Origin of the sequence: Stagnihabitans lacustris, from assembly GCF_025950525.1 — a bacterium.
GTDB lineage: Bacteria > Pseudomonadota > Alphaproteobacteria > Rhodobacterales > Rhodobacteraceae > Stagnihabitans.
Genome location: NZ_JAPDGS010000002.1, coordinates 56,988 through 74,656, shown reverse-complemented (window position 1 = coordinate 74,656; position 17,669 = coordinate 56,988). Strand labels below are relative to the sequence as shown.

The following is a 17,669-nucleotide window of genomic DNA, read 5'->3' as shown; positions in this document are numbered from 1 at the left end:
GACCTTTCGGACCGACAAGTCCCCCATGGGCGCGATGAGTCCCTTTCTCCCCCTGCGTCACAAGGATTTCCGCAACTTCTGGGCGGCCAGCCAGGTGTCTAACTTTGGCGGGCTTGTGCAGGGGGTGGCGGCAGGGTGGCTGATGACCAGCCTGACCCGTGATCCGGGCATGATTGCCTTGGTGCAGGCTTCGACCTCCTTGCCGATCATGGTGTTTTCGCTCTTGGCGGGCGCCATGGCCGACAGCATGGACCGCCGCAAGATCATGCTGGCGGCACAGGGGTTGATGCTTGTGGCCTCGATTGCCCTTGTGGCTGCGGGCTTTGCGGGCGCGCTGACGCCTTGGTCGCTTTTGGGCTTCACCTTCCTGATCGGTGTCGGCACGGCGCTGAACAACCCGTCCTGGCAGGCCTCGGTCGGAGACTTGGTGCCGCGCGAAGAGGTCCCCGAGGCCGTGTCGCTGAACTCCATGGGGTTCAACATGATGCGGTCGGTGGGGCCTGCGGTGGGGGGCGCCATCGTGGCCAGCCTGGGCGCGCCCTTTGCCTTTGCGGTCAATGCTGTGACCTACCTGCCCTTTATCGGCGTGCTGGCCATGTGGCGGCCTGCGACACCCTTCAGCACGATCCCGCGTGAGGGCTTTGCCATCGCGGTCGGTGCGGGCCTGCGCTATGTCGCGCTGTCGCCCAACCTGTTGCGCGTGCTGGCCAGGGCCTTTTTGTTCGGCATGGGGGCGGTCAGCGCGCTGGCCCTGCTGCCTTTGGTCGCCCGCGATCTGATGGAGGGGGGCGCGCTGACTTTTGGCCTGATGCTGGGGGCCTTCGGCATGGGCGCCATCGGTGGAGGCGTCCTGAACCCCCATCTCCGCCGCAAACTGCAGGGCGAGGGCGTGGTGCGGCTGGCCTTTGTGGCCTTTGGACTGGCGATGCTGGCCTTGGGATACAGCCGCAGCCTGTGGACCGGCCTGCCGGCCATGGCTCTGGCGGGGGCGGCCTGGGTGCTGGCGCTGTCGCTCTTCAACGTGACGGTGCAGCTGTCGTCGCCGCGCTGGGTCGTGGGGCGCGCGCTGGCGCTGTATCAGGTGGCGACCTTTGGCGGGATGACGCTGGGGTCTTGGGCTTGGGGGAGCTTGGCGGGGGGCATGGGCCTGACCCAGACGCTGACGACAGCGGCGGGGCTCTTGTTCCTGGGGGCGGCCTTGGGCCTGCGTCTGCCCTTGCCCGACTTTGGCGCGCAGGACCTGCGCCCGTCAGATCGCTTCCATCCGCCGGAACTGGCCCTGGATCTGCAAGGCCGCAGCGGGCCGATCCTCGTGATGATCGACTACTTGATTGACCCCGAGGATATCCCCGAATTCCTGACCCTGATGACCGAGCGTCGCCGCATCCGCCGCCGCGACGGGGCGCGGCAATGGGCGCTGTTGCGCGATCTGGAACATCCGCAGATGTGGACCGAAAGCTATCACGTGGCGACATGGGACGCCTATCTGCGTCACAACATGCGCCGCACCGTGGCCGACACCGAAACGTCCGACCGGCTGAACCGCCTGCACCGGGGCGACGCCCCGCCCCGCGTCCACCGCATGATCGAACGCCAAAGCGTTGTCTCGCACGGGGATTTCGCGCTGAAGGACCACGGCCACCCCCATTGACCGGGCCACATCAACCGGACTGGTCGATCCGGCTGACCCGCACCGTCATCTCTCCCTTGATCCGCAAGGGATCAAGCGGCCCGTCAAAGCGGCCCATATAGACCAGCCCCGGCGATGGGTTCCAATCGGCATGAAACATCGCAAGGTTCCCCCAGGGGGCGAAATAGGCGATCTCTCCGGCCACGGGCGTATGGCTGTCGGGCGCGCCTTCGGTCGTCAGGTCGCGGGGCAAATAGGCGATCTTCTCGAAATGCATGAAGTCCTTGGCGGGCAGGTCAAGCGGCAGCAGGGACATCAGGTCGCGGGTGGTGGGATTGTCCTCCAGCGTGGCGGTGACATGATCCGCGCCAAGGTCGATGCGGATGTGAAAGGTCTCGGCAAAGGCGGGGGTCGACCACAGGGTCAGGGCAAAAAGACAGGCGCGCATCATGGTCCCATGGAAAGGAGGCGCCCTTTCGGGCGCCGCAAGGCTTCAGGAAAGATCGAACTGCGACAAGGGCAGGCTGCGCAGGCGGCGGCCGATCAGATGCGACACCGCATTGACCACCGAGGGCGGCACAGCCGCCACGGCCGGCTCACCGATGCCGCCCATCGGCGCACCGCTTTCGATGATGCGCACATGGACGCGCGGCATCATGTCGGGGGTCAGGATCGGATAGCCGTCATAGTTGCGCGCCACGGGCTGGCCGGCCTCGTAGTGATAGGCCTCGACCAGGGTTTGCGACAAAGCGATGGCAACCGAGCCTTCGACCTGCGCCTGCACCACCGCAGGGTTGACCACCGACCCCGGGTCGATGGCGACCCAGACATCATGGACCCTGATTTGGCCATCGGTGACAGAGACTTCGGCCATGGTCGCCACTTCGGTGCCAAAGGGCGAGGCCATGGCCACCCCCCTTGCCCGCTGCACGCCATCGACCGTGAAAGGCCCGCGCTGCCAGCCGCCCGCCAGATCGGCCACGGCACGCAACAGAGTCAGATGCCGCGGACTGTCGGCCAAAAGCGCCTCTCGCAGGGCAAAGGGATCGCGGCCCCCGGCATCGGCCACCTCGTCCAGAAAGCTTTCATAGAAGAAATCATGCTTGGAATGGCCGACCGAGCGCCAATAGGCGATGGAGGCCGGGTCCTTGACAGGAAGCTGGGCGATGCGGCGGTTGGGGATGGCATAGACCTTGCCCGAAAGCCCCTCGACCGCCGAACTGTCAGCCTGATCTGGGGCGCGGCCATACCAACGCTCGTTCGGGCCTTCGCCGACCGATACAGCTTCCAGCGTCACGGGCGCGCCTTCTGCATCGAGACCGGCGCTTAGGCGCGCCACGCTGATCGGGCGCAAGGCATCGCGCAGGAATTCTTCCTCACGCGACCACAGGACCTTGACGGGTTTGCCCACGGCCTTGGCCAGAAGGATCGCCTGCGGGAAGGGATTGGCCGCGCCATACAGGAAATGGCGACCAAAGAAGCCACCAAGCATCGGGGAGTGGATGCGCACGGCCTCGGGGGTCAGGCCCGCCACCGTGGCAGCCGAGGCCTGAAACATCTCGGGCGCCTGGTTGGGCAACCACAGGTCCAGCGTGCCGTCGTCATTGAACCGCGCCAGGGCCGAGGGCGGCTCCAGCTGGGCATGGGCCAGATAGGGCGCGTCATAGGTGGCCTCGATCCGGGTGGCTGTGGGGGTTCCGATATCGCCCGCCGCTTCGGCCGTCAGACTGTCGCCCGTGGCGGAGTGCAGGGCTGCCAAATGCCCGGCCGACGAGAAATCCTGGGGCAGACCGTCCGCGCTCCAGGTGACGGTCAAGGCCTCGACCGCTATGCGCGCACGCCACCAGCTGTTGGCCACAACGGCCACAGCGCCCGGCAGAAGATGGGCTGAGGCGACCCCCGGCATGGCCAGAACCTCGGCCTCGTTGGTCAGGGCCTCGGGCTCTTGGCCCAGACGCGGGGCGTGTTGGACGGCGGCATAGACCATGCCCTCGACCTTGGTGTCGATGGAATATTGCGCCTGCCCAGTGGACTTGGCATGGACATCAAGCCGCGCCAAGGGCTTGCCGATCCAGCGGAAGTCGGCCTTGTCACGCAAGGGCGCATCGGCGGGCGCGGGGAGCGCAGCCGCAGCCTCGGCCAGATCGCCATAGGGCAGGCTTTGGCCCGTGGCCGTGCGAACCACGCCATTGTCGGTGGTCAGCTCCGCCACGGGAACGCCCAAGCGTTCCGCCGCCGCCGCAAGCAGCATGGCCCGCGCCGCAGCCCCAAGCCGCCGCATCGTGTCATAGCTGCTGCGAACCGAGAAACTGCCGCCGGTAAAGCGCATCCCCGGCATCATCTGATAGACCGTCCCGGCCGGAGCGGTCTCGACCGTGAAGCGGGCGGGATCAAGGTCCAGCTCTTCGCCGACGATCTGGGCCATGGCGGTGTAGATGCCCTGCCCGCCCTCGACAAAGGGGCTGCGGAACAGGGCCGTGCCATCGGCGCGCAGTTCAAGGAAGGCCGCGACATCGGGGCCCGCGGCTTGCGCCTGCGCCCGGCCCATGGGCAAGGCCACGGACAGCACAAGCGCGCCCGTGCCGCCCAGGAAGGCGCGACGAGAGACGTTGACAGGTCTGGTCATGGCGGGCCTCACAGCGTCACAGCGCGGGCGACCGCGGCTTTGATGGCGTTATAGGTGCCGCAGCGGCAGAAGTTCACCATGGCGGCGGCGATGTCCGCCTCGGTCGGGGCGGCGTTTTCCTTCAGCAGCGCGGTGGCGGCCAGAACCTGGCCCGACTGGCAATAGCCGCATTGCGGGACTTGATGTTCGACCCAGGCCGCCACGACCTTGGCCCCCACGGGATCGGCCTCGGCGGCCTCGATCGTCGTGATCTGGGCGCCCACGACGCTATCTACCGGTGTCACGCAAGACCGTGTGGCCACCCCGTCAATCAACACGGTGCAGGCGCCACATTGCGCGACCCCGCAGCCATATTTGGTGCCCGTCAGCCCGATGGTATCGCGCAGCACCCACAACAGCGGGGTGTCGGCCTCGACATCGACCTGATGGGTCGCTCCGTTGATCTGCAAATCCATGACGCGCTCCTGTTTGGGTTGCCTCCAATATGGCGAAAGCGCTGCGCTGTTTTTAGGGGGCCCCGCTTGGTTGCCGCTATCGACCAAAGCCATAAGTGCGGACCTTGCATCTTTGCGCATCATGTCGGTAATGTGACAGCGGGACGAGGGAGACACTTCCATGGATGAAATGCTGACGAACCGGGCGTTTTTGCAGGTTGTCGAAAGCGGAAGCTTTTCGGCGGCCTCGCTGGAGCTGAATGTTTCGGTGGCCACCGTGGCGCGCCAGATCAACAGCCTGGAGGCGCGGTTGGGGGTTCACCTGCTTCATCGCACCACGCGGACCATGTCCTTGACCGAGGCCGGCAAGCTGTATCGCGACCGCATCCGCGACTTGCTGGGCCAGTTCGATTCCGTCAAACGCGAGATTGCGTCCTATCAAAAGGACGTCAAAGGCCTGCTGCGGGTGCATTTGCGCCATTCAGTTGGCAATCAGGTCATCGTTCCGGCGCTTCCGGCGTTCTTGAAGCAGAACCCGAACATCAAGCTGGAAGTGTCGCTGACCGACGAACGCCAGGACCTTGTGGCGCATGGCGTCGATGTCGCGGTCTGGTTGGGCAGCCTGGAGGATTCCAGCCTGATCGCCCGCAGGTTGACGCCCGGACGGCGCATGGTCTGCTGCAGCCCCGCCTATGCAAAAGAGCATGGGTTGCCGGAAACCCCGCAGGATCTGGCCCGCCACAACTGCATTGTCTACCGCGCCAAAAGCTATGACAGTCTCTGGCGCTTTGCAAAAGACGGTAAGATCGAGGCGGTCTCGGTCTCTGGCAATCTGGAATCCGAAAGCTCGGCGGTGTTGATGACCAGCGCGATTGCGGGGCTTGGGATGGTGATGCTGCAAGAGTCGATGGTGCGCGGCGCGATCACCTCGGGGCAGCTGATCCCGGTCTTTCCCGAATACCATGTCAGCTCGACTGATGCGGACACGGCCTTGTTCGCGGTCTATCCGGGGTCGAAACAGACCTCTCCCAAGGCCCGCGCTTTCATCGACTTTCTGGTGCGGCTGTTCAAGGAATACTGAAGGGCGCCGAAGCGCGCCCTTCAACTGGTCTTGGAGCGCGCCTTGCCATTGCCCACGGTATAGATCGCGGCGGCGGCGACGACGACGATGCCTTCGATCAGGCCCTGATAATTCGCGCCCAGGTTCAGGATGTTGAACCCATTGGTCAGCGAGAACAGCAGCAAGGCCCCCGCCACGGTCTTGATCACCGACCCCGCCCCCCCGAACAACGAGGTGCCGCCCAGGATGGCCGAGGCGATAACGGTCAGCTCCATCCCCGACAGCGCGGTGGGCGTCATGGACCGCAACCTTGCGCCAAACAGGATGCCCGCAAAGCCTGCCGTCGCCGAACACAGCACAAAGGCCCCAAGGCGATAGGCGGTGACATTGACGCCTGACAGCCGCGCGGCCTCGGGGTTGCCGCCCACCGCATAGACGCGGCGGCCCACGGTGGTAAAGGTCAGGACGAACCAGACAAGGCCCACAAAGACCGCCGTGATGACGACGGGGGCGCGCAGGACAAAGACCATCTCATTGGCCCAGGACAGGGCGGCCAAGGCCAGACCGCCAAGCGTCATGCCGATCTGCATAGGGACCAGACGCTTTTCGCGCAACAGGCTGACCCCCGCGACCGCCAGCATGACAAGCCCGGCCAGAAGCATGACGGGACCCACGTCAAACGTCGCCCCCTCCAGCGCCTTCAACTGCGCCACGGCCTCGGCCCCGCTGACCTGCAAGGACCGCCCGTCGGTATAGATCAGCACCAATCCCCGGATCGCCGTCAGCGTGCCAAGGGTGACGATGAAGGCGTTGATCCCCAGAAACATCACGATCGACCCGTTCAACAGCCCGCAGAGGATCGCCACCCCCATGGCCGCCCCAAAGGCCCCCGCGACGCCAAGGCTTTCGGCCGTGCCCACCATGACCGCCGCCGACAAAGCCGCGACCGAGGCCACCGACAAATCGAAATTCCCCGTGACAAGGATGACCGTCATCGCCGCCGCCATCATCGCGGTCAGGCTGGTCTGATACAGCACATTGGTCAGATTCTGCACGCTAAGGTAATTGGCCTTGCCCAGATAGGCGGTCAGGAAAGCCAAAGACACCACAAGCAGGATCAGCGCATAATAGACGCCCATTTCGCGCAGGCCGAAGGCGCGCTTCCAGTCGATGCGGGGCGGGTTCTTGGGTTGGGTCATCTTGGCTCAGGCTCCGATTGCGCGGTCGTGCGAGGAATGGGGGGAGGTGCTGTCCTTGCCCCCGGCAAGCAGCAGCAGTTCATGTTCATTGGTGTCATGGGCGGGTTTTTCGGCGACCTTGCGGCCATCGCGCATCACGATGATCCGGTCACAGGCAGCCATCAGTTCCTCGAACTCCGAGGAGACGATGATGACCGACTTGCCCTCTTCGGCCAGTTGACGGACCAGCCGCAGGATCTCGGTCTTGGCGCCGATGTCGATGCCGGCGGTGGGTTCGTCCAAAAGGAACAGCTGCACGTCACTGAACAGCCATTTCGCGATTGTGACCTTTTGCGCGTTCCCGCCGCTAAGATCGCTGACGATGGATTGCGCATCCGGCGCCTTGATTGCCAGCCGCTTGATGGCGGCTTCGCCCCGCGCGACCTCGGCCTTGTGATCCAAAAGGCCAAAGCGGCTGACACGGTCCAGAGCGGGCAGGGTCATGTTGCGCCAGATCTCGAAATCCGGGACCAGGCCTTGACCAAAGCGGTCCTCGGGGACCAAGGCCATGCCTGCGGCAACCGCGGCCCCGGTGGACCGCCGCATCAGCTGGCCGTTCAATCGCACCTCTCCCCGCGCAAAGCGGTCGGCGCCATAGATCGCATGAAGCAACTCGCTGCGGCCTGATCCCAAAAGACCCGCGACGCCCAGAACCTCACCCTTGTTCAGGGTCAGGTCTATCGGCGCCAGGCCCGGGGCCGAAAGGCCCGTCACCTGCAAGACCGGCTCACCGACATGGCGGGCGCGCGACGCCGTGGCCTTTTCCATCGCGGCGACCTCTTTGCCGACGATGGCTTCGGCGATCTGGGCTTCGACCAGCCCGCGGGTGGGCGAGCGGAACACCGTCGCCCCGTCGCGCAGCACCGTCACCTCGTCGGTCAAGGCTGTGATTTCGTCCAGGAAATGCGAGACAAACAGGATCGCCTTGTTTTCAACCTTGGACAGTTTGCGGACCGTGGCATAGACGATCTCGCGTTCGTCCGAGGCGAGGGAGGCAGTAGGTTCATCCATCACGATCAGGTCGGCCCCGGTGGCCAAGGCCTGAAAGATCGCCACCATCTGCCGCGCGCCGATCGACAGGTCCGAGACCAGCGCATCGGGGTCCAGCCTGTAGCCCACACGGTCACACAGGGCGGCAAAGCTCTGGCGCATCCCGGCGTTGACGCGCCACAGGCCAGTCTGGCCCAGAAAGACATTCTCGATCACCGAAAGGGTCGGCACCAAGGGGATATGCTGGTGGATCGTCGCCACACCCATGTCATTGGCCTGTTTCGGGCTGGACCAGCGCACCTCGGACCCGCGCCAGATCACCTGTCCCCCGGTGGCGGCATAGGCGCCCGACAGGATCTTGATCAGCGTGGATTTTCCCGCGCCATTGGCGCCCAAAAGCCCGTGAACCCGGCCCCGGTGGATGTCCAGATCGACGCCGCGCAGGGCGTGGACGTAAAGGCCGAATGTCTTGCGGACATTCTTCAACTGCATCAGTGGAACGTCATCTGCCATGACCCGACCCAAGCTCCCCCCGGTTCCTTGCGGCCTGTCGCCAGCCGCTTTGATATGATCCTGACTGCCACAATTCCCCTGTCCTGCCGCCTGAAAAGCGGTGCGGGTCGGGGTTGGGTCATAGCCTGGTGTTATGGATGCGGGCTCTCCCTTCCCGCATCCGGACAGACTAAGCCCCGGACCCCGGCCCAAACAGGACCGGGGCCGCGAAGCATTTTGACGCGGATCGCAAAGGTGACGTCAGACCCTGGCGCGGCGTTCGGCGATGGTCTTGGCCACGGTATAGCTGTGGTGCATCTCTGGCCCGCCCTCGCGGCCGATGCCGCTGTCGCGATAGCCACCAAAGGGCGCCTCGGCCCCCGGACTGGTAAAGCAGTTCAGCGCGATGGACCCCGCCTGCAGCTCATGGGTCAGGTGATCGGCCATGGCCATGTCGTTGGTGAAGACGAAGCCCGCAAGCCCCATGGGCAGGGCATTGCCGATCTGCAAAGCCTGGTCCATCGAGTCGACAGCAACGCAGGGCGCGATGGGGCCAAAAGTCTCATCTACCATGATCTGCGCATCCAGGGGCACATCGGCCAGAACCGTCGGCTGAAAGAACCAACCCCGGTTGCCAAGCCTTGCGCCCCCCGCCGTCACGCGGGCGCCGCGCGCGGTGGCATCGGCCACAAAGGCCTCCATCGCGGCCAGACGGCGGCGGTTGGCCAAGGCCCCCATCATCACGCCGGGGGTAAACCCGTCCCCGGTCTTCCAGTTCCGCGCCTCTTCGGACAGGGCCGCGACGAAATCGGCATAGACCGACTTGTGGACCAGAAACCGCGAGGCCGCCGAACAGAACTGCCCGCCCATGCGGAACTTCCAGTTGGCCGCCAGTTTCGCCACGCCCACTGGGTCGACGCCCTCGTCGATCAGCACGGGCGCATGGCCGCCAAGCTCCATCAGCACGGGTTTCATGGTTTCCACCGCCAGCCGCGACAGATGCTTGCCCACATGGGTCGATCCGGTCAGCGTCACCAACCGCGTGATGGGCGACAGGACCAAGGCGCGTGAGACCTCGTCGCTGTCGCCGAAAACCACGTTCAGCACCCCGGGCGGCAGGCCCGCATCCAGGAAGCATTGGGCGAACAGGCAAGCGGTGGCGGGGGTCTCGGATGAGGGCTTCAGGATGATCGAACATCCCGTGGCCAGTGACGCGCTGATCTTGCGCGAGGGCGCCGACATCGGCACGTTCCATGGCGTAAAGGCCGCGACTGGGCCAATCGGCTCGCGGATCACCATTTGGGTGAACTGCCCCTCGCTGGGGACGATGCGGCCGTAGTTGCGCTTCAGCTCTTCTTGGTCCCAGTCCAGGAAAGTGGCCGAGCGTTCGATCTCGTTGCGGACCTCGGTCAGGGTGCGGCCGGATTCGGCGACAAAGATCGGCGCAATGGCCTCGGCCCTTTCACGCACCAGGGCGGCGGCCCGGCGCATCAGGGCGGCGCGGGCGGCGGGCGGCGTCTTGCGCCAGATGTCAAACCCGCGGGCTGAGGAGTTCAGGGCCGCCGTCAGGTCCTCTGCGCTGGCGCGGGGGACGGTGCCGATGATCTCTTCTGTCGAGGGGTTTTCGACGTTGCACAGCGTCGGGCGGTCGTAAATCCATGTGCCGTCGATCAACAGGCCGATGCGGGGATAGGTCATGTCAGGCTCCAATGGGGATGCGATAGACGCGCGCCGCCGTGGCACACAGGACGGCGTGGCGGTCGTTCGGTGGGATCAGACGTTTTATGGCGTTCCAATAGGTCGCATAGGCATAGCTGCCCTTGTCGACCGGAAAGTTGCTTTCGGCCATGCAGCGGGTGGGGCCAAAAAGGTCGATGCAGGCCCCCACCCAAGGCGAGAACGCCCGGGCAAGATCGGCCGAGGACGGCGGCTTGGCCCGGCGGTCAAAGCCGAAGCCGGTCAGCGCCATGCCAAGCCCGCCGAGTTTCACCGTGACATTGGGACAGGTTGCAAGATCAGCCATGGCGGCGCGCCAGATCGGAAAGACCTGATCCCGGGGCGCCTGCACCCCAATGATGCCGCCGCAGTGGTTCACAACGATGGGCACCCGCGGAAAGGCCCGGGCCAGCGCCAGAAGCCGGGGCAGTTGGTGAAAATGCACCCAGGCGTCGAAGGACAGGCCCACGGCGTCCAAAAGCGCAAAGCCGCGGTGAAAGGCGGGGGTTGCGCTCAGATCCTCGGTCGTCGGATAGGCCGGGTTCAACAAGGATGTGTCGCTGTCCCAGGCCAGGATATGCCGGACCCCGCGAAACAGCCCCTGCCCTGCCGCCACATGGGCGTCCAGCAGATGTGCCACATCCGGCGCGGTCAGGTCGGCATGGCCAATGATGGCAGCGCATCGGGTCACGTCCTTGGTTTGGGCGGCATATTCCGTCTCGCCCACCGGATACAGGGTTTCGGGGCCCGACGTGCGGTAAAACCCGCGCGCCTGCACAAGGACCGATGCGATGATGTTATGGCCCGTGTTCTGGTCGGCGCGGAAATCGGCGGCCAGATACCGCGCGCCGGGGCGGTCATACAGATGATGGTGGGCGTCGATGATCGGCGCTTCGGGGTCGATCACCGGCTCTTGGTGCAAGGCCAGCCATTCGGGACGCACCCTTGGATGGGCCAGGCGGCTCATGGGACCAATTCGGCGGCGTGGCTTTCAGGCAGGCCGATGTCAAAGGCGTTCAGCGTCAGCGCCACCATCGAATAATAGCCCAAAAGCGCCACCAGTTCGACCATGCCGACCTCTCCCAAGGCGGCAAGACCTTGGGCATAAAGCGCATCGTCGATCCGGCCCTTTGCCAGAAGCCCATGGGAGACCGCATGGACCGCCGCCTGTTGCGGATCGTCAAAACTGGGCACCCGGCGGGCGGCGATCGCGGCGATGATCTGCGGGTCAAGCCCCGCCTCAAGCGCGATGCGTTTATGCGCCGTCCATTCGTGATGCGAAGTCCAGTGCCGCCCGCAGACCAGGATAGCCAACTCGCTGAGCCGGGGCGAAAGCGAGGTGTCAAACCGCAAGAGCCCGCCCATATGCTGCGCCCGCCGCGCCAGTTCGGGATTGCGCAGCCAGGCGATCATCGGCGCGGGCACCTTGCCGCGCTTGCCTGCAACGACCTCGGCCACCACCTCGGCCTGGGCCTCGGTCAGCGCCGGTGGCATCGTCAGGCGGGTCATGGCAGCCCCAGTATGGTGCGGGCCTGGGCAGGCGAGGCCACCTCGCAGCCGATCTCGCGGATCAGCCGGGCGGCACGGGCCACCATCGGCGCATTGCCCGGGGCCAGAACGCCCTTGGACATATAAAGGCTGTCCTCCAGCCCGACACGGACATGGCCGCCCATCACGACCGACATGGCGACCGCGGGAAAGTGCTGGGCGCCGACGCCAAAGGCGCTCCAGTTGGCATTGGGCGGCAGCATCGCGCGCATGGCCTGCATGGCCTCGGGCGTGGCGGGCGCGCCCCATGGCACGCCAAGACACAGCTGAAAGAAGGGCGGATCGGCGAAAATCCCTTTGGCATATAGTGACTTGGCGAGGGCGATGTGGCCAAGGTCAAAAACCTCAAGCTCCGGTTTCACACCCGCGGCCCGGACAGCGGTGGCGATTTCGGTGATATGGTCGGGCGTGTTCACAAAAGCATGTTTGCCGAAGTTCATCGTCGCCACATCAAGGCTGCAGATCTCGGGCGCCAAGTCCAGCACATGCGCCATACGGTCCATGGGCTGCGCCATGCCGGGGCTGGCATTGCGGTTCGGATCAACCGGATCGGGTGAAAAGCGCGCGCCGATCCCGGTGGTCAGGTTCAAGATCACCCCGGTTCCCGCGGCACGGATGCGGGTGACGACCTGACGGTAAAGGTCAAGGTCGCGGCTGGGGGCGCCGGTCTCGGGGTGGCGGACATGGATATGCACGACCGCCGCCCCCGCCGCATGGGCGGCCAGCGCGTCATCCGCGATCTGGGCGGGGGTCACGGGCACATGGGGGCTAAGCCCGGTGGTGTCGCCCGATCCGGTGACAGCGCAACTGATGATGACGGGACGGCTCATGAGACTTCCTTCAGGTGGACCTTGCGGCGGTCATGCCGCCATCGACCACCAATTGCGTGGCAGTGATATAGCCAGCCTCGTCGCTGGCCAGGAAGGCTACGGCATGGGCGACGTCCCAGGCATCGCCCATCCGGCCCATTGGCACGGCGGCATGGCGGTCAGCGATCAGCTTGGCCGCATCCCCTGCCCCCAGTTGGCGCACCAGCCGATGTTCGACCAGGGGCGTGTGCATCGACCCCGGGATGACGGTGTTCACCCTTATCCCCTTGCGGACATAGGCAATCGCGGTGGACCGGCCAAAGGCCACAAGCCCGGCCTTGGCCGCCGCATAGCCCGCGCTGACCCGCCCACCCAGTTGGAAGGTCATCGCCCCCACCGAGCCGATATTGACCACCGCCCCACCGCGCCCTTCACGGTCAAACTGCGCCTCCATCACCGGAAGCACATGTTTGCAGCCCAGGAAGGCCGAGGTCAGGTTCAAGTCCAGCTGCGCCTGCCAGACCTCCAGCGGCATCGAGACCGGATCACCCGGCGCGCTGCCGCCCACGTTGTTCACCAAGATGTCGATGCGGCCAAAACGGGCGACACAGGCCGCAACCGAGGCCCCCACCGCCGCAGAATCCAGAATGTCGCAGGTCAGCGGCAGCCAGGTCAGCCCCTCGGCCTGCATAATCGCGGTCGTGGCGGCCAAGGCATCCGCGGACTGGTCCAGCCCGCAGACCATCGCGCCTCGCCGCGCCAGCAGGACAGCGGTGGCCTTGCCATTGCCCCACCCCGCGCCGACCGAGCCCGCGCCGGTGACAAAGGCCACCTTGCCCGTGAAATCCAGCATCAGATCAGCCCCATTTCCCGCAGTTTGATCCCCATCGCGATGTAATGCGAGTAAATCCGGCAATGGGCGAAACCGCCACCCGAGAACCAAAGGCCGGGCTGCGGGGTGGCCACGAACATATTGGCGATCTCGCCGTTGGGCGCGATGCCCCAGATCTGGCCCACACGGTCGGCGATGGCATCGCCCAGCATCTCACGCACCACGGTTTCCTGGCTTTGATAGCCGGTTGCCGTCACCACCAGATCGGCCTGCAGGGTGCTGCCGTCCTTCATGCGCAGGCCATCGGCGGTATAGTGGTCGGTGTCTTCGGCCTGGACCACGGCGATCTCGCCCTTGGCGATCAACTCGGAGCAGCCGCAGTCAAGGTAGTATCCGCCATGACGGCGGCGGAACTTCATCTGGTGGCCGGTCTCATCCGCGCCGAAGTCCAGCTTGAAGCCGGCCTTCGTCAGGCCATCAAGCAGATCGCGGTCGATCTCCTTCATCTTGACCACGGCGGATTGATAACCCTTGACCAACAGGGGATAGCTGCTGGCAATGGCAATCCCGTCGCAATCCTCCAGCGGAATATCCTCTTCGTAATAGACCGAATGGACCAGGCCCGCGGCCTTGATGCTGGCCACCGTGGTCGCCCCGCGCTGGATCATCGTGACCTTGGCGCCATGGCCATGCAGGTCTTGGGCCACGTCATGCCCGCTGGTGCCCGCCCCCACCACAATGACATTGCGGCCGCGCCATTTCGCGCCCTCGCCATAGTCATTCGTGTGCAGGACCGTGCCCTTGAAGCTGTCCAGCCCCGGCAGCCGCGCCTTCAACGGCTTGCCCGCGATGCCATTGGCCATGACCAGATGGCGCGGCTTCATCACCCGTGTCGTGCCATCCTCGCGCCGCAGAGTGACCGTCCAACGGCCCTCGTCATAGGTCGCACCAAGGAATTCCGTGCTGGTCCAGACATTACATTCCATCGCCCAGGCATAGGTTTCCAGCCAGCCCGCGATCATGTCCTTGGGCAGATATTTCGGCCAGTTCGGCGGCCAGGGCAGATAGGGCATGTGGTTCAGCTTGACCTGATTGTGCAGCGCCAGACTGTGATAGCGGTTGCGCCAGACATCGCCCACGCGGGGGGTCTTGTCCACGATCAGCGTATCGACGCCCAAGAGCCCCAGGCGCGCGGCAATCGCCAGCCCCGCCTGCCCGGCGCCGATGATCAGCACCGCCGGGTCGCGGTCGGTGAAGGCCGCCTTCTTGGCGCGGATATCCGTCCAGTTGTCGCCGCCAAAGTTGCGAGAATAGGCCGAACCGGCCGGGCGGCGCATGTTGATGGGCTCTTCATGGCCCTTCAACTCGTCCAAACTGGTCGCCAGAACCCAAGCCCGGTCCGGCGCATCGGCCAAAAGCCGCAAGGTGCCGGAACAGCGCGCAAAGGTGGTTTCAAACGAAAAGAACGCCTCGATCGAGGCCGTGCCATGGCGCGTCACCCGGCGCGGCGCGGTCCGCGTCTCGGCCAGACGGAAGCTGTGCGCCTGCATTTTGGCTTGCGCCGCCAAGAGCCCCGCCACGGCGCTGTCAACATCGTCATGCGGCGTGATCGTCCAGGTCAGCGCCATCAGGTCGCGCCAATGGACCTGCGCGCCCAGGATGCGGCGAAGCGCTTCAGCGTCACCCGCCGTCAGCGCCGCTTCAAACGCCGCCAACCACCGCACGACGCATTGGGTCTCGGTCATGGCACCCTGGCTGATGTCGTTCATTGCTGCCCCTCCGCTTTGGCCCACAGGATTAGGGATGCGGACCCCGGTCGGATACGGGACAGGAAGCGAAGCTATTTGACGCCAGATGCAAAGATCACCCCATTGACCAAAGGGGGGGCGCGGGCGGATGACAGGGGGAACACAGGAGGGACCCATGCGCTTGTTCTATCAAACCCTTGGCATGTCGCGGGGATCAAAGACCGGCCATTATGGGCAGGTCCTGCAAAAGCTGATCGCGGCGGCGGCGGCGCCGGGCACGACGATTGATGTCTTTGGTCTGGCCCCCCACCGCGCCGTGGCCGACCAATACCGCTATCTTGAATTTCAGGACACGGCCGAGGTTCTGGAAAACGGCTTGCGCGCCGAGGCCGAGGGCTATGACGCCTTCCTGATCGGCAATATCTTTCAACCCGGCCTGCATGAGCTGCGCGAGCTTCTGAACATTCCCGTGCTTGGCCTGTCGGAAAGCGCGGTCCAGATGGCCTGTCTGATGGGGCCGAGTTTTTCGTTGATCAATGTGAACCCCAAGTTCAACCGCCGCGTGATCGAAGCAATCAAGCTGCAGGGGTTGGAAGGCCGGATGGTCTCGGTCGAGATGATGACGGTCGAACGGCCGGGGGTCTTCGATCTGGCCTTGCAGGATGCCGATGTGCGGGCGGGGATCGTGGATCAGTTCCGCGCCGTGGCCCGGGGTGCGCTGGACAAGGGGGCCGAGGTGCTGATCCCCGCCGGTGGCAGCCTGATGGCCACGCTGATCGAGGGCGGTGTGGCCGAGGTCGATGGCGCCCCGGTGCTGAACGGCATCGCGGCCCTGGTGAAAACCGCCGAGATGGCGGTGCAGATGCGGGCGCTTACGGGGGTGTTTACCAGCAAACGCCTGACCTATGCGCCGCCCACGGGTCGGATTTTGGCCGATGTGCGGGCGGCCTATGGGGCGGGCGTCTATCCGGGCGCGGTCTAGGCCTGATCATAGCCAAAGGTCAGTTGCCCCAGATTGGCCTTTGGTCCCAGCCACGACCGCGCGTCCTGCACAAAGGCCAGGGCGGTCTGGGTCAAGAGCATTGGCAGGCCCAGCCCCGCCGCACGGTCCTGAAGCGCGGACAAGGCCGCCTCTGCCTCGGGCAAGGTCCAGCGCAATTGGGCCGAGCGTCCTTCGGCCATGGCGGGCAAGATATCGTCGATCACCGCGCTCCAGGCGCTGCCCACAGCCAAGATCCGCGCCATTTCCGGCCCTGAAAGTCCATAGCGCAGCCCCATGGCGACACATTCGCTGATGGCGATCAGGTTGCAGGTGACGCAGGCCAATTCGATCTGAGCCATCAGGGCGGTGTCGGCAGACCCGTCGCCCGTCAGGGTTACGCCGGAGAGGCGCTCCGTCAGCGGGATCACGTCGTCCAGCTTGGCGCCCGGCCCCATCAGGTGCAGCCCCACCTGCATCACGCCGCGCGCCCCCGCCGTCAGGGGCATGGCCGACCCGGTGGCCGTGCCCAAGGTGAGGGCCTCGTTCAGGTCCTTGACCATCAGGGACAGCGCGAAATTCGTGGTGGACCGCCCCTCGACCAATCCGGCCAGCATGTTGCGGCTGGTGAAATTCGCGGCTGGGCCCGCGTTCAGCATGGCGACCAGGGGCGCCAGTCCCAAGCCCGCCGCCCGACCCAGCGCCACCAGTTCCAGCGTGGCCATGCGGTAGCCCGCGCCGATGGCATTGTTCACCAGCTTCAGCGCCTGGCCATCGCCGACCCTTGGGCTGCAATGAAAGACCTTGTCGCTGAGCGCCCGAAGGATCGGCTCAGCCCTCTCCCAGGCAGCGAGTGCCCCCGAGGCGATGATCGTCACCTTGCCCGCCTGCGCCGCAGGGATACCACCGCTGACCGGGGCATCCATCATCATCACACCCAGGCGCGCCAGGTCATCGGCAATCAGCGCCGTGGCCTCGGGGTTGCCGGAGGTTTGGTCGATGACCAGCTTGCCGGGGGCCAGACCCTCGGCCAGACCACCCGGAGCAAACAGCGCATCCCGCACATCGGACGTGCGCGGCAGGCACATGAGGATCACATCGCACCCCCGCGCCAGATCGGCAGGACGGGCCGCCTTGGCGCCCCGCGCCACCAAACCCGCCACCGCCGCCGGGTTGCGGTCGCAGACCGTCAGGTCCTGCCCCAGCAGATGCGTGGCCAAGGCCCCGCCCATCGCCCCCAGCCCCAGATAGCCGATCCGCAAAGTCACAGCCCTTCGATCAGCGCCGGGTTATAGCGGCCCTTGCGCATCCGGCGGATTGTGACCTTGGCAAAGATGCCGGCTTTGTAGAAGACCTCGTTGTGGATATAGGCCTCGGCCTCGGCACGGTCTGCCACGTTCAGGATGAACAGGCTGCCATGGGCGGTCGCCGCATCATCGGACTGCAGGGGGCCCGAGAAAAAGATCTTGTCCGCGAACAGGTCCAGATAGGCGCGGTGTTCCACCAGATGCTGGGCGCGCAGGTCATGGGTGTTCTCGGCATCTTCGCAATAGATCGAATACAGCAT

At 65.3% G+C, this 17,669-nt stretch carries 16 protein-coding genes; 3 read left to right on the top strand and 13 right to left on the bottom strand.

Annotation, left to right across the window (positions count from 1 at the left end):
• The first annotated feature begins 34 nt into the window (after positions 1-34).
• Positions 35-1,651 (top strand): MFS transporter, encoded by a 1,617-nt coding sequence (locus NX862_RS05035; protein ID WP_264492796.1) that lies wholly within the window; start codon positions 35-37, stop codon positions 1,649-1,651.
• 10 nt (positions 1,652-1,661) lie between these two features.
• Here the strand turns inward: NX862_RS05035 and NX862_RS05030 are convergent, their stop codons facing one another.
• From NX862_RS05030 to NX862_RS05020, 3 genes are read right to left on the bottom strand one after another with little or no spacing between them, the layout of a single operon-like run.
• The gene (locus NX862_RS05030; RefSeq protein ID WP_264492795.1) at positions 1,662-2,078 is read right to left on the bottom strand and encodes a cyclophilin-like fold protein; all 417 of its coding nucleotides are present in this window, start codon (positions 2,076-2,078) and stop codon (positions 1,662-1,664) included.
• 45 nt (positions 2,079-2,123) lie between these two features.
• The gene (locus NX862_RS05025) at positions 2,124-4,256 is read right to left on the bottom strand and encodes a xanthine dehydrogenase family protein molybdopterin-binding subunit (RefSeq protein ID WP_264492794.1); all 2,133 of its coding nucleotides are present in this window, start codon (positions 4,254-4,256) and stop codon (positions 2,124-2,126) included.
• Positions 4,257-4,264: 8 nt separating this feature from the next.
• Positions 4,265-4,711, bottom strand: coding sequence for a (2Fe-2S)-binding protein (locus NX862_RS05020; protein ID WP_264492793.1), 447 nt, complete (start codon positions 4,709-4,711; stop codon positions 4,265-4,267).
• A gap of 160 nt (positions 4,712-4,871) precedes the next feature.
• On the opposite strand from NX862_RS05020, the gene NX862_RS05015 reads away from it, so the two are divergent.
• A complete protein-coding gene (locus tag NX862_RS05015; protein WP_264492792.1) occupies positions 4,872-5,771 on the top strand; it encodes a LysR family transcriptional regulator in 900 nt (299 codons plus the stop codon).
• A gap of 20 nt (positions 5,772-5,791) precedes the next feature.
• Here the strand turns inward: NX862_RS05015 and NX862_RS05010 are convergent, their stop codons facing one another.
• The 8 genes from NX862_RS05010 to NX862_RS04975 form a co-directional block, all read right to left on the bottom strand.
• Entirely contained in the window at positions 5,792-6,949 is a 1,158-nt protein-coding gene (locus NX862_RS05010; RefSeq protein ID WP_264492791.1) for an ABC transporter permease, read from the bottom strand.
• Between the two features lie 6 nt (positions 6,950-6,955).
• Positions 6,956-8,491 carry a sugar ABC transporter ATP-binding protein gene (locus tag NX862_RS05005; protein WP_264492790.1) on the bottom strand — a complete coding sequence of 512 codons (1,536 nt, stop codon included), beginning with the start codon at positions 8,489-8,491 and terminating at the stop codon, positions 6,956-6,958.
• A 240-nt stretch (positions 8,492-8,731) separates the two neighbouring features.
• Positions 8,732-10,168 (bottom strand): NAD-dependent succinate-semialdehyde dehydrogenase, encoded by a 1,437-nt coding sequence (locus NX862_RS05000; RefSeq protein ID WP_264492789.1) that lies wholly within the window; start codon positions 10,166-10,168, stop codon positions 8,732-8,734.
• A 1-nt stretch (position 10,169) separates the two neighbouring features.
• On the bottom strand, positions 10,170-11,153 hold the full coding sequence (locus NX862_RS04995) for an amidohydrolase family protein (protein ID WP_264492788.1): 984 nt from the start codon (positions 11,151-11,153) through the stop codon (positions 10,170-10,172).
• Positions 11,150-11,695 (bottom strand): carboxymuconolactone decarboxylase family protein, encoded by a 546-nt coding sequence (locus NX862_RS04990; RefSeq protein WP_264492787.1) that lies wholly within the window; start codon positions 11,693-11,695, stop codon positions 11,150-11,152. The genes NX862_RS04995 and NX862_RS04990 overlap by 4 nt, the downstream gene beginning before the upstream one ends.
• The gene (locus NX862_RS04985) at positions 11,692-12,564 is read right to left on the bottom strand and encodes a beta-keto acid cleavage family enzyme (protein ID WP_264492786.1); all 873 of its coding nucleotides are present in this window, start codon (positions 12,562-12,564) and stop codon (positions 11,692-11,694) included. Before NX862_RS04985 ends, NX862_RS04990 begins: the two co-directional genes overlap by 4 nt.
• Before the next feature lie 10 nt (positions 12,565-12,574).
• On the bottom strand, positions 12,575-13,396 hold the full coding sequence (locus tag NX862_RS04980) for an SDR family NAD(P)-dependent oxidoreductase (RefSeq protein WP_264492785.1): 822 nt from the start codon (positions 13,394-13,396) through the stop codon (positions 12,575-12,577).
• Positions 13,396-15,144 carry a flavin-containing monooxygenase gene (locus tag NX862_RS04975; RefSeq protein ID WP_264492784.1) on the bottom strand — a complete coding sequence of 583 codons (1,749 nt, stop codon included), beginning with the start codon at positions 15,142-15,144 and terminating at the stop codon, positions 13,396-13,398. Before NX862_RS04975 ends, NX862_RS04980 begins: the two co-directional genes overlap by 1 nt.
• A gap of 154 nt (positions 15,145-15,298) precedes the next feature.
• On the opposite strand from NX862_RS04975, the gene NX862_RS04970 reads away from it, so the two are divergent.
• The gene (locus NX862_RS04970) at positions 15,299-16,105 is read left to right on the top strand and encodes an aspartate/glutamate racemase family protein (protein WP_264492783.1); all 807 of its coding nucleotides are present in this window, start codon (positions 15,299-15,301) and stop codon (positions 16,103-16,105) included.
• Here the strand turns inward: NX862_RS04970 and NX862_RS04965 are convergent.
• Together NX862_RS04965 and NX862_RS04960 are read right to left on the bottom strand one after the other, a co-directional pair.
• Positions 16,102-17,370, bottom strand: coding sequence for an NAD(P)-dependent oxidoreductase (locus tag NX862_RS04965; RefSeq protein ID WP_264492782.1), 1,269 nt, complete (start codon positions 17,368-17,370; stop codon positions 16,102-16,104). The two genes, NX862_RS04970 and NX862_RS04965, sit on opposite strands and share 4 nt — an antisense overlap.
• A complete protein-coding gene (locus NX862_RS04960) occupies positions 17,367-17,669 on the bottom strand; it encodes a YciI family protein (RefSeq protein WP_264492781.1) in 303 nt (100 codons plus the stop codon). Before NX862_RS04960 ends, NX862_RS04965 begins: the two co-directional genes overlap by 4 nt.